Source organism: Ruegeria sp. AL2 (assembly GCF_056540845.1).
The window spans coordinates 238,130-250,822 of record NZ_JBQFXM010000001.1; the positions used below are offsets into that span (position 1 = coordinate 238,130).

At 59.1% G+C, this 12,693-nt stretch carries 10 protein-coding genes and 1 pseudogene; 8 read left to right on the plus strand and 3 right to left on the minus strand.

The genetic code is table 11. From position 1 onward, the window contains the following. Positions 1 to 38 precede the first annotated feature (38 nt). Together ACR0ID_RS01195 and ACR0ID_RS01200 are read right to left on the minus strand one after the other, a co-directional pair. The gene (locus tag ACR0ID_RS01195) at positions 39 to 797 is read right to left on the minus strand and encodes a DsbA family protein (protein ID WP_480517414.1); all 759 of its coding nucleotides are present in this window, start codon (positions 795 to 797) and stop codon (positions 39 to 41) included. After that, entirely contained in the window at positions 794 to 2,176 is a 1,383-nt protein-coding gene (locus ACR0ID_RS01200; RefSeq protein WP_480553758.1) for a M48 family metalloprotease, read from the minus strand. Before ACR0ID_RS01200 ends, ACR0ID_RS01195 begins: the two co-directional genes overlap by 4 nt. Here ACR0ID_RS01200 and ACR0ID_RS01205 point away from each other — a divergent pair. The 8 genes and pseudogenes from ACR0ID_RS01205 to ACR0ID_RS01240 all read left to right on the plus strand — a co-directional run bounded on the left by ACR0ID_RS01205 (position 2,175) and on the right by ACR0ID_RS01240 (position 11,855). Continuing rightward, entirely contained in the window at positions 2,175 to 3,338 is a 1,164-nt protein-coding gene (locus ACR0ID_RS01205) for a pyridoxal phosphate-dependent aminotransferase (protein WP_480603290.1), read from the plus strand. The genes ACR0ID_RS01200 and ACR0ID_RS01205 overlap by 2 nt on opposite strands. 66 nt (positions 3,339 to 3,404) lie before the next feature. Beyond that, on the plus strand, positions 3,405 to 4,625 hold the full coding sequence (locus tag ACR0ID_RS01210; RefSeq protein WP_480517408.1) for an N-acetylmuramoyl-L-alanine amidase: 1,221 nt from the start codon (positions 3,405 to 3,407) through the stop codon (positions 4,623 to 4,625). A gap of 94 nt (positions 4,626 to 4,719) precedes the next feature. Next, positions 4,720 to 7,209, plus strand: a complete 2,490-nt coding sequence (locus ACR0ID_RS01215) for a penicillin-binding protein 1A (protein WP_480603292.1) — start codon at positions 4,720 to 4,722, stop codon at positions 7,207 to 7,209. Positions 7,210 to 7,224: 15 nt separating this feature from the next. Further along, positions 7,225 to 7,617, plus strand: coding sequence for a RidA family protein (locus ACR0ID_RS01220; protein WP_480603294.1), 393 nt, complete (start codon positions 7,225 to 7,227; stop codon positions 7,615 to 7,617). 94 nt (positions 7,618 to 7,711) lie between these two features. Beyond that, a complete protein-coding gene (prfB, locus tag ACR0ID_RS01225; protein WP_480517404.1) occupies positions 7,712 to 8,839 on the plus strand; it encodes a peptide chain release factor 2 in 1,128 nt (375 codons plus the stop codon). A 1-nt stretch (position 8,840) separates the two neighbouring features. Further along, positions 8,841 to 9,545: pseudogene (locus tag ACR0ID_RS01230) on the plus strand (M50 family metallopeptidase). 101 nt (positions 9,546 to 9,646) lie between these two features. Further along, entirely contained in the window at positions 9,647 to 11,047 is a 1,401-nt protein-coding gene (locus tag ACR0ID_RS01235) for an amidase (RefSeq protein WP_480603296.1), read from the plus strand. Positions 11,048 to 11,069: 22 nt separating this feature from the next. Continuing rightward, positions 11,070 to 11,855 carry a DUF2189 domain-containing protein gene (locus tag ACR0ID_RS01240; RefSeq protein WP_480603298.1) on the plus strand — a complete coding sequence of 262 codons (786 nt, stop codon included), beginning with the start codon at positions 11,070 to 11,072 and terminating at the stop codon, positions 11,853 to 11,855. Between the two features lie 9 nt (positions 11,856 to 11,864). Here ACR0ID_RS01240 and ACR0ID_RS01245 read toward each other — a convergent pair whose 3' ends face one another. Further along, positions 11,865 to 12,584 carry a helix-turn-helix domain-containing protein gene (locus ACR0ID_RS01245; RefSeq protein ID WP_480603300.1) on the minus strand — a complete coding sequence of 240 codons (720 nt, stop codon included), beginning with the start codon at positions 12,582 to 12,584 and terminating at the stop codon, positions 11,865 to 11,867. Between the last annotated feature and the right edge of the window lie 109 nt (positions 12,585 to 12,693).

Here is a 12,693-nt window from a genome sequence, read left to right on the forward strand (position 1 = left end):
TTTTTTGTCTGGGGGCAGCTGTGCCGCCCCAAGACCTATCAACCCTGTTCCGCGCGAACGCCATCTGCAATCTGCTGCATCTGATCAGCGGGGAGATAGCCGCGCAGCAACTCGGTTCCCAGCACGAATGAGGGCGTGCCCGAAATCTGCATCCGTTGCGCCAGGGCGCGGGTGCGGCTGATCTCATCCGTGACGGTGTCGCTGTCCATCGCGGCTATGATCGCATCGCTGTCCAGGCCCAGCCCGTCAGAGATGCGGCGCAGGGTGACCTCGGACGGTTCGCCATTGAATTCCATCAGCGCATCGTGAACCTGTTTATAGGCGTCACCACCAGCGACGTGCTTGGTGGCCACAGCAAAGCGCGAGGACAAAACAGAGGCGTCGCCCAGAATTGGCAGTTCTTTGATCACAAACCGGATATTGCCATCACTGGCCAACAGGTTTGCCACTTCGGGTACAGCGCGACGGCAATAGCCGCAGCGGTAGTCCATAAACTCGACCAGTGTGATATCGCCATCCGGGTTGCCCCCAACCCAGCTAAAGCCATCGTCGAACAGTTCGGCCGCATTGGCGGCAACCAGTTCCTTGTCTGCGGCCGCTTCGGCCACTGCGTTTCGCTGTTCGAGGATATTGATTGCCTCGATAATGACTTCGGGGTTTTCCAGCAGGTATTCGCGTACCTGAGCGCCAAACTCTGCCTTTTCGGCATCATTCATCGCGTTCAGGTCCAGCGCCTGCGCTGAGGTCGCCGCCATGGAAAGCCCCAGAAGGGCAGGTGCAGCATGTCTGAGGATCATTTCCGTTTCCTTTTATCTTTCTTGAGTCGTTCTGAGGCAATCAACACGTCTTGTGCCCTTTGCCAACCCGGAGAGCCTTCCGGCAATTGCGCCACGGCCCGTTTCGCGTGAATTCCGGCATCCTCCATCCGACCCTGCAGGGCATAGCGCTCTGCCGTCACGGTCGAAGCCATGCCGTTATTTCCGACCTGCGCGTAAGCCACACCCAGGTCCTGCATCAGGCGTGCATTACGAAAGTCGCGCGCACGCGCCTGTTCCAGTGCATTCAATGCCTGTTTTGTTTCCCCTTGCGCCAACAGTGCGCGCCCATAGCCCGCAAGGATCAACGCATTGTTAGGTGCCATTTCAACAGCGCTTGCATAGGCTTTAACAGCCTCGCTTACCCTTCTGTTTTCCAACAGGATTTGCCCTTTCAGGTCGTAATAGAACGGGTCATCAGGACGCTCGGCAAGCGCCGAGTCTATCGCGGCACGAGCGCGGGACAGATCGCGATTCTGATGATAGGCCGAAGCCTCTCGCATCAGGCGGATGTCGCGGTAGGGTTCTTCGCCGGCGCGCCGCAAGGTCCAACTGGGCGACCGCAGAAAGGCCGACAGCTTGCCTTTAACCCGCGCAAACCAGTAATCCGCATTGGGGTTTGGAACGGCTCGGTCGCCAAACTCATCCAGGAAAGCCTCAGCGGCGCGCAGACGGTCACGGCTTGTCGGGTGTGATCGCATATAGGGGTCCTGATTGGCGACACTCAGCAGTTCCTGACCGGCGAACTTTCGGTGCAACTCCACCATCCCGCTGGGCGAGATTTCGGCCCATCGCAGGTAACTTGCGGCGCTGCGGTCGGCGGATGCCTCTTCCGCGCGGGTGTGACCCAGAAAACCGCGGATTGCCGCGCCTTGGGTGCCAGCAGCGATCCCGATGGCGGCCTCGCCCCCACCCGCCGCTGCAGCCAGCAGGGCCAAAGCCGTGCCGAGGCTGGCGTTGCGCTGCGCGGCTTTCAGGTTCTCAGCCCGTCGCGCCAGATGACCATTCGAGATATGGGCGGCCTCGTGGGCGATGACAGCCTGCAACATCTCAGGGCTTTCGACGGTCAGAATCAGCCCGTAGTTCACATAAATCGCGTTGTAGTCGATGACGAATGCGTTGAACGTGTTGTCGTTTACGACCAGAATCTGAACCCGGTTCGTGTTCAGCCCCGCAGCCCGCAACACCGGAAAGGCCAGTTCACGCAGGCCATGTTCGATATCAGGGTCGCGGATCAGGCTCTGCGCGTGCGATTGCATCGCTGCCGCCAGCCAGACGACAACGGCAACCATCAGGGCCGGGATTGACGCCAACCGGGATACGCGCTCAAAAGCCATGACTGCAACATGGGAGATGGGCATGAGAAACTCAACCCGGTCCGGGGTCGATCCCTTCATCGTGATGGATGTGATGGAGGCGGCACGCAAGGCCGAAGAGGCGGGTCGCCACGTGATCCACATGGAAGTCGGCCAACCCGGAACCGGCGCGCCAAAGGGCGCGACCGAGGCTTTGGCCGCGGCGATGGAGCAAGGCCCGCTGGGCTATACGGTTGCCCTGGGTCTGCCCGCCCTGAGGCAGCGGATCGCCCGGCTTTACGGGGATTGGTACAATGTCGATCTGAACCCAGAGCGGGTGGTGATCACACCTGGCTCGTCCGGCGGATTCCTGCTGACCTTTACCGCATTGTTCGACAGCGGTGACCGTGTCGGTATCGGGGCGCCCGGCTATCCGTCCTATCGCCAGATCCTGAAGGCGCTAGGGCTGGTCCCGGTCGACCTGCCGACCGCGCCGGAAAACAGGTTGCAGCCCGTGGCGGCGGATATTCAGGGGATGGACCTGAAAGGGCTGATGGTGGCCTCGCCCGCAAATCCGACCGGTACGATGCTGGACCGTGCCGCCATGAGCGCCCTGATCCAGGCGGCGCACGGGCAAGGCGCGTCGTTCATCAGTGATGAGATTTACCACGGGCTGGAATACGAAGCCAAAGCCGTGACGGCGCTGGAGCTGACTGATGAATGCTATGTGATCAACTCGTTCTCGAAATACTTTTCGATGACCGGATGGCGCGTAGGCTGGATGGTGGTGCCCGAGGATCAGGTGCGCGTGGTCGAACGGATTGCTCAGAACATGTTCATCTGCGCCCCTCATGCCAGCCAGGTCGCAGCGCTGGCTGCGATGGATTGCGACGACGAATTGCAAGCCAATCTGGATGTGTACCGCCGCAATCGCGCGCTGATGCTGGACGGGCTGCCCAAGGCCGGGTTTTCGAACATAGCGCCGCCCGACGGGGCGTTTTATGTTTATGCAGATGTATCCGACCTGACCGACGACAGCCGCACATTTGCGGCCGAGATTCTGGAACTGGCCGGTGTGGCCGTGACGCCAGGGCTGGATTTCGACCCGCAGCGCGGCCATACCGCATTGCGTTTTTCCTATGCGCGCGCGACGGATGACATTCAGGAAGGGCTTGAGCGTTTGCGTCAGTTTATGACCCGGCGCGGTGCTGTCAGGGAAAGGGCCTGAACCGTTCACAAACCGCCGCTTGTGGTATAGGGTGCCCGACAAACGATCTCGGGAAAACTTGAGGCCATGAGCAGGATCTTCTTTAGCATTGCGCTGTTCTGGGCGTTGGCTGGTGGTGCCATTGCGCAGGATTTCAGCGCGTTGGCGCGTGTCCAGCCTGACCAGAGCCGTATTACGGATGTCGGGCGTACCGGTGTTCGGGTGGACATCGCCCTCAGTCAGGGCGTTCCCTACAGGATTTTCACCTTGCAGGATCCCTACCGTATGGTTCTGGACTTCAACGAAGTGGACTGGGCCGGGCTGACCCGCGAAGATTTTCTGCAATCTGATCGCATTAGCGCTGTGCAGTTCGGTGCGTATGTTCCGGGATGGTCACGACTGGTGCTGGAGTTGGGTGCTCCGATGGCAGTGGCGACGGCAGAATTGTCGGTGGCAGAGGATTCGGGGGCCGCTTTGCTTTCGCTCGACCTTAAGGGGACGGATTTCGATGCCTTCAACGCCTCGGCGGGCGCGCCGCGAAACCCGGGCTGGGACCTGCCGGAACCGGCGAATGTGCCGCAAGCCGCGGTGCGCAGTGCCGACAAACCCTTGCGTGTCATGCTGGATCCGGGCCACGGAGGCATTGATCCGGGGGCCGAGACTGACGCGATTGATGAAAAGACCCTTATGCTGACTTTCGCGCGTGAGCTGCGCGAAGTTCTTCTAAGATCAGGCGGATACGAGGTGGTTCTGACGCGGGTCGACGATCAGTTCGTCTCGCTGGAGCGTCGAATTGCGCTGGCGCACCGGGCCGGTGCGGACCTGTTCATCTCGCTTCATGCCGATTCCCTGTCCGAGGGGCGGGCGCATGGCGCGGTGGTTTATACCCTGTCTAACGATGCCTCGGATGTGGCCAGTGCGAAGCTGGCGGAACGGCACGACCGCGGGGATTTGATTTCCGGTATCGATCTGAACGGGGCGGATGATCAGGTCACCGATGTTCTGCTGGACATGGCCCGTCAGGAAACGATGCCACGCACAAGCGCGCTGGCCAAGGCCATCGCAAACGGCCTGGCACAACAAGGCGGGCCGATGAACGGCAAACCCTTGCGTACCGCATCTTTTTCAGTACTCAAGGCGGCGGACATCCCGTCGGTTCTGGTCGAGCTTGGATTTCTGTCCAGTCCCAGAGACCTGAAGAACCTCAAAGATCCTGATTGGCGGGCAAGAATGGCGCTGGGAATTCATCGGGGGCTTGAGGATTGGCGCCAGCAGGATGTGATCCGCAAATCCCTTATTGGTCAGTGACCTTGCGGCGTAAAACGGCTAGAATACGCTCGGTGTTTTGACCCTTGGGCGGCGCATCACTATATATGCGGCACCGCGAAAAAAAGGCAGTAACGTGATCCGGTTCATTCTTTCGATTTTCGGGGCGATTTTCAGCCTCGTGACATTGGGTATTTTCATGGCCGCGCTGGTGATCGGCGCGGTGTTCTGGATGTATGGGCGCGACCTGCCCAGCCACGAGTCACTGGCACAGTACAAACCACCCACGATCAGCCGGATCTATTCGGGTGAAGGCAAGCTGATTGATGAATTCGCGCAGGAACGCCGCCTGTTTACGCCATCCGAGGAAATCCCGGATCTGGTGAAGCAGGCGTTTATTTCGGCAGAAGACAAGAATTTCTACAACCATCAGGGCTATGACCCGCGCGGCATCATTGCCGCCGGGGTCGAGGCAGTGCGGACCAAGGGCGAAACCGTACGCGGCGCATCAACCATCACGCAGCAGGTCATGAAGAACTTTCTGCTGTCCGGTGACCGCCGGGCCGAGCGTAAGATCAAGGAAATCATTCTTGCGACACGGCTTGAGGATACATTGGACAAGGAACAGATCCTCGAACTTTATATGAACGAGATCTTTCTGGGCCAGAACTCGTACGGTGTGACTGCCGCCGCGCAGACCTATTTCAACAAGACTCTGCAGGAACTGGCCCCGCATGAGGCCGCCATGCTGGCTGCCATGCCCAAAGCGCCGTCAGATTACCACCCCGTTTGGGAAAAAGAACGCCTTCTGGCCCGGCGCAACTACGTGTTACGTGAGATGCGGCAGAACGGTTACATTGATCAGGCGACCTATGAGGCCGAGGTCGAGCTGCCTCTGCGCTCGGTCCAGAATGGAGATTTTGAAAGCTTCCGTACGGCCCTGCCGCCCCGCGACTATTTCACCGACGAAATCCGCCGCCAGCTGAGCGAAGATTTTGGTGAGGGCGAGTTCTTTACCGGGGGCTTCACCGTGCGTGCATCGGTGGACGAGGAAATGCAGGTTGAGGCCGCACGGGCCTTGCGCGAGGCGCTCGAGAAATACGACCGGTCCCGTGGCAAATGGCGCGGAACAGGTGACGTGATCCCGGAAGAAAAACTGGCGGATGAGGCGCAATGGCGCGAGGCGCTGGCGACCATGGAAATTCCGCGCGACGTTATTCTGCCAACCCGTTGGTATCCCGCCGTGGTTCTGGGCGTGACCGACCAGCAACTGACCGTTGGTGTCGAAGAAGGTCCTGCCGATGGGATTATCCCGCGCGCGGACATCAAGTGGATGCAGGGTGATTTTGCGGCCAACTTCAAGCGTGGTGATGTCATTTTTGTCGTTGCGGGTGAAGATGGGCAATGGTCGGCGCGCCAGGTGCCCGAGGTACAAGGCGGCTTTGTCGCGATGGATGTGAACTCGGGTCGTGTTCTGGCGATGCAGGGCGGGTTCTCGTATCAGGATACCGTGTTCAACCGGGCCACACAGGCACAACGCCAGCCGGGATCGTCGTTCAAGCCGTTTGTCTATGCTGCCGCGCTGGACAGCGGATACAGCCCCGCGACCATCGTTGTCGATGCGCCAATCGAAGTGAACACGCCGCAGGGTCTGTGGCGCCCCAAGAACTCCTCCAACAAGTTCTACGGCCCTACACCTTTGCGAACAGGGATCGAACAGTCGCGGAACCTGATGACCATCCGTCTGGCGCAGGAAGTTACAATGCCCGTTGTTGCCGGCTATGCGGAACGGTTCGGTGTCTATGACCGGATGGGCGCGTTTTTGGCCAACTCGCTGGGGGCCGAGGAAACCACGCTTTACAAGATGGTCGCGGCCTATGCGATGTTCGCCAATGGCGGCCAACGTGTGGAACCGACTCTAGTCGACCGCATTCAGGACCGGTTCGGAAAAACCATCTATCGCCACGATGACCGTCAGTGTCTGGACTGTAACTCGACCTGGCTGGAACCAGATGAATCGCCGACCCTTGTCACGGATCGCGCGCAGGTCATGGATGCGATCACCGCCTATCAGCTGACATCGATGATGAAGGGCGTGGTGGATCGCGGGACAGCATCCGGCGTAGTGAATCTGCCGGTGCCAACAGCAGGCAAAACCGGAACCACCAACGACTCCAAGGATGCGTGGTTCATCGGCTTTACGTCGAACATCGTGGCGGGTTGCTACATCGGCTATGATCGACCGCGTCCGATGGGACGTGGGGCCTATGGTGGCACGTTGTGCGGCCCGGTCTTCCAGAGCTTCATGGAAAAAGCGGTCGAGAAATATGGCGGCGGTCCGTTTGAAGTGCCCGAAGGCGGCCATTTCATCAAGATCGACCGTTTCAGCGGGGCCCGCCTGCCAGATGATGCCACCGGTGAGTATGTCGTGGCTGAATTCTTCCGCGACGGTGTCGATGGATTCATCGACCGTGTCTATGATGGTGGTTTTGCCATCGGATCGGATCTGCCATTGTTTGAAGAAGTGCAGCGCGCGGGGGTTCAGGTTCAGACGTCAACGGGCGAGACCGTGACCGTTGGACCGAAAGCTTCCCAAGGGGACCTGAGCACCGGCGGGCTTTACTGACAAGGTGCGTTCCAATTGGCTAAGATCCCGCTGATTCCGCACTCTTTGCTGGGGGCACCCGGACAGTTGAGCATTTCTCCGGGCGTCCTCTCGGGCCAGCACGTGTTTCTAACCGGCATGACCGGAAACGCGGCGGACGGCTCCATGCCAAGCGATCCGGAAGAACAATTCCGAAACGCCTTTGCAAAGATTGCAGAGGTTTTGAAGGAAGCCGGCCTTGGATTGGATGCGGTCGTCGAGATGACGACATACCACGTTGAAATGCGGGATCATTTCGACCTGTTTGATCGCGTGCGCCTTGAGGTACTGACCGCGCCGTACCCGGCCTGGACCGCAGTTGAAGTTGCGGGATTGCGACGGGAAGGGGCGCTGGTGGAAATTCGGGCGATTGCGCATCTTTCGGATTGAAAGCACGATAGCTGTTTCAGCATCCAGCCTGTCTTGTGGTGTCTCGCACCTCTTGCTATCACGCAGGCCTGATTGAGCAAGTTGGGACAAGACCATGCGCGCCGAAACCCAGAACATCGTGGCGGATATCAAAAAGTCGCTGGAGCTGCTGGCGCAGCGTATGGACTATGAAACTGCGCCGCATCGCCTTGAGGAATTCAACGCGCGCGTCGAAGACCCCAACCTTTGGGATAACCCTGAAAACGCGCAGAAACTGATGCGCGAGCGGCAGATGCTGGTCGATGCAATCGAGACGTATGAATCCATCAAGACCGATCTCAGCGACAATATCGAACTGATTGAGTTGGGCGAGATGGAGGAAGACCAAGAAGTCGTTCAGGATGCCGAAGCCGCGATCAAGACGCTGAAAACCAAGGCTGCAAAAAAAGAGCTTGAGGCGCTGCTGGACGGTGAGGCCGACAGCAATGATACCTTCCTCGAAATCAACTCGGGCGCGGGGGGAACCGAAAGCTGCGACTGGGCGTCGATGCTGGCGCGCATGTATGTGCGCTGGGCCGAGAAAAAGGGTTACACAGTCGAGCTGCAATCCGAGACACCGGGCGAAGAAGCTGGGATCAAATCCGCAGCCTACAAGATTTCTGGTCACAACGCCTATGGCTGGCTGAAATCGGAAAGCGGCGTGCATCGGCTGGTGCGGATTTCGCCCTACGACTCGGCGGCCAAGCGCCACACGTCGTTCAGCTCGGTCTGGGTCTATCCGGTGGTCGACGACAATATCGAGATCGAGGTGAACCCGGCCGATATCCGCATCGACACCTACCGGTCTTCGGGGGCTGGTGGCCAGCACGTGAACACCACCGACTCGGCCGTCCGGATTACACACATCCCGACCGGGATTGTTGTGACCAGCTCGGAAAAGTCGCAGCACCAGAACCGCGATATTGCCATGAAGGCCCTGAAGTCGCGTCTGTACCAGCAGGAACTGGATCGCCGCAACGCGGATATCAACGCCGCGCACGAGGCCAAGGGCGACGCAGGCTGGGGCAACCAGATCCGGTCTTACGTGTTGCAGCCCTATCAGATGGTAAAGGACCTGCGAACCAATCACGAAACCTCGGATACCAAAGGCGTTCTGGACGGCGATCTGGACGGATTCATGGCGGCAACCTTGGCCCTGAACGTGGCAGGCAAAAGCCGATCCGAGGCGCAGGGCGACAGCTAAGGTGACACGCCAGCGTTCCTTTTTGGACCTGCTGAAAGGGCACTGGCAGCTTATCCTGATCACCGGTCTGGTCTTTGCGCTCTCGAATACGCCGGTTGTTGTTCCGCTTAAAATTCTGGTCGTCTTTCTGCATGAGCTGTCTCATGCCGGGACAATCCTACTGACTGGCGGCTCGGTCGAGAGTTTCACGATTTCACCCCAGCAAGGCGGAATGGTGATCGGCCGGGGCGGCAGCAGGTTTCTCAGCCTGTCCGCCGGGTATCTCGGCTCGCTTGTGTTTGGCATTGCGCTTTTGATCATCGCCTTGCGGACAAATGCTGACCGAGCTGTTCTGGCTGTTTTCGGCGCAATCATGTGTCTGATCGCACTGCTGTACATACGCGATGCTTTCGCCTTGCTGTTTTGCGCAGGGGGCGGGACGGCAATGATTGCGACAGCATGGTTTATGAGCCACTAGGTCAGTGATCTGGTGCTGCGCGTCATCGGGCTGACCAGCATGATCTACGTGCCGTTTGATATCTTTGATGACACCATCCGACGATCCGGTGCGCGCTCGGACGCGTTCCTGCTGGCCGAGGAATTCGGCGGCACCGCGATGCTGTGGGGTGGCGTCTGGCTGGTGTTGAGCAGCGCCGCCATTGCGCTTTGTCTACGGTATTGGTTGGGCCGGGACAGCAACCTGCCATTGCGCCGCAAAGCGCTGTGATGCTGTTGTTAGTAAGACAAGAAAATATACATCTAAACAGTGGGTTTAAATGAGGTGAACCGCTCGCTAGGCTGCTGAAGACAACAATAGACTGGCGTGTTATGGACCTGACCCGGATATCTGCCACAGAGCTTCTGAACCAACTGGCTACACGACAGGTTTTGGCCACGGAAGTCATGCAGGCCACGCTGGATCGCATTGCCAAGGTCAACGGTGACGTGAACGCCATCGTGGCGCTGCGGGACAAGAGTGAACTGATGGCCGAAGCACAGGCCCGCGACAGCGGCCCCGTCACTGGCCCGCTGCACGGCTTGCCAATTGCGGTCAAGGATTTGGTCAATGTAGCAGGTATTGTCTCTTCGCATGGATCGCCTGTTTTCAGGGATGTCGTCCCTGACAGGGATGATCTGATTGCCGCTAGGATGCGGGCCGCAGGCGCCATCCTGATCGGCAAGACCAATACGCCGGAGTTCGGGCTGGGTTCGCACACGTTCAACCCGGTCTATGGTGCGACGCGCAACCCGTATGATGCCAGTTTCACCTGCGGTGGCTCATCCGGTGGGGCAGCAGTGGCTTTGGCGACGGGTATGGTGGCATTGGCCGACGGGTCCGACATGATGGGCAGCCTGCGCAACCCGGCGGCATGGAACAACATCTATGGCTTTCGGCCTAGTTGGGGCAGGGTGCCGTCTGATCCTGTGGGTGACAGTTTCCTGCATCAACTGTCCACGCTGGGCCCGATGGCGCGCAGTCCCGAAGATTTGGGTCTCCTGCTCGATGTGATCTCGGGGCCTGATCCACGCCTGCCGCTGGCCAGAGATTGTACGCCGGTGTCGCCGGTGGTCGCAGCAGATCTGAGCGGGCTGCGCATTGGCTGGCTGGGCGATTGGGGCGGGGCCTTTCCAACAGAGGTCGGAATTCTCGAGCTGTGCCAAGATGCGATGAAGGTGTTCGAAATGCTCGGCGCGCGCGTTGAACATGTCGCCCCGCCTTTTGATGCCGAACGGTTATGGACCAGTTGGATCACCCTGCGGTCCTGGAGCGTTGCCGCAGGGCTTGAACCCTTGGCTGAACGACGGGACCACCTGAAAGACACAGCCCAGTGGGAGCTGGACCGGGGTCTGACGATGAGTGCCATGGATGTGCATCACGCCAGTGTTATCCGGTCAGACTGGTTCCGGCGCGCGGCTGAACTGTTTGAGCAGTTTGATGCCCTTGTCCTGCCAGCCGCACAGGTTTGGCCGTTTGGGATTGAAACACCATACCCCACACGGATCGCGGACTGCGCAATGGATACATATCATCGCTGGATGCATGTCACGGTACCGGTCAGCCTGATCGGCTTGCCTTGTCTGGCCGCGCCCGCCGGATTTGGTGTGCAGGGCTTGCCCATGGGCTTTCAACTGTTTGGACCAAAAGGATCGGATCAGAAATTGCTGTCGGTCGGGGCGGCCTATCACGCCGAAACCGACTGGCCCAACAAGAGGCCGGCGATGTCATAACGCCGATCAGGGAGGAGACTTAATGGAAAAGCCATTTGGCGTTCCGGACATGCGTCCGGTAGATACTGCCATGCTACGCGCCGCGTTGGGGCGCGCCTGGGCCGACTTTCGGTGTGCGCCGCAGTTCGGGTTGATCTTTGCCGGTTTCTACGTGCTTGCGGGATGGACGATGGCATGGGTCACCATCCAGACTGGTACAACCTTCTGGCTGGTTCTGGCAGCAATTGGCTTTCCGTTGATTGGCCCGTTTGCCGCTGTTGGCCTTTACGAGGTGTCGCACCGGCTGGAACAGGGTGAACCGCTGGATCTTGGCGCAATCTTTGGTGTCGTGCTGCAACAAAGCCGTAGGCAATTGCCGTCGATCTGCGCCATCATCGTCGTGGTGTTTCTGTTCTGGTTTTTTCTGGGGCACATGATCTTTGCCCTGTTCCTTGGGCTGGCCACGATGACAAACGTGTCATCCTCGCTTGAGGTCTTTCTGACGGCGAATGGCCTGACAATGCTGGCTGTGGGCACGGTGGTCGGGGCGGTTTTCGCAACCGTTCTGTATATGATCACCGTTTTGTCGATCCCACTGCTGCTGGATCGCGAGTTGGATTTTGTCACGGCAATGATTGCAAGCTTTACCTATGTGTCCGGGAACTTTCCGGTGATGCTTGCCTGGGGGGTGATCATCGCTGTTTTGACGTTTCTGGCCATGGTGCCCTGGTTTTTGGGCCTTCTGGTGGTCCTGCCACTGTTGGGCCACGCCAGTTGGCACCTGTATAGGCAAATCACCCAAGTCGAAGGCGAGGGCACATCGTCCTGAGAAAACCGGTCAGGGATACTGTGCCGGATTGTTGGTCGACAACCGTGCAGCGGCGAAAATCGCCGTTGCATCGTGCCCGAGATATTTCAGAACCACGGGTTCCGGTGTCGAAGGGTTGGCCGGGCTTATGACCGTGCCGCGCCACTGAACTGCTGTTCCCGTCGGATCGGGTGCAATCATATAAACACGACTGTTCTGACCCGCTCGCTGAGAGGTCAGCATATAGACGGAACTGCCGGTGCAGGCGACGATCCCCTGTATTTCGCGCGCCTGTGGTGTTGCTTCGGGCATCGCGGCGCGCGACACATATCCGCGTATCAACGTGCATTGGGCCAGTGGTCGGGCGTGCAGCAAGGTCATACGGTGCGAGGCCGAGACGCTTTCGATCACGGCATAAAACCCCGGAGAAAACGCAGTTCTGGCGATCATGTCCACACCTGATCCCAGGAACTCGGTCAAGGCCGCCGCTGCGGGGTGGTCCTCGATCTTTTCAATTTCGTCCAGCGGCTTCAGGAGAATGCGCGCATCCACGTCGAAAAACCGGCAGATGCGATCCAGAACATCCGGCCGTGGAACACTTTCGCCCGAAAGATACCTGTTGAATTGCGTCCGATTCACGCCAAGCTTGCGGCACAGTGCCGAGACTGACCGATACCTTCGTGCCAGTTGCCGCAGGTTCGCACCAAACATCGCGCGAAGTTCAGCCGGGCTGCGAATGTCGTCGGTCATGGATGCCCACGCCTTGCTGAGTTTCCCGAAAAACCATCGCAACACCGGGCCAAACCCTGGCGCGCATTCAAAAATCGTACAGATTGACCCCAAGCAACGTATCCCCACG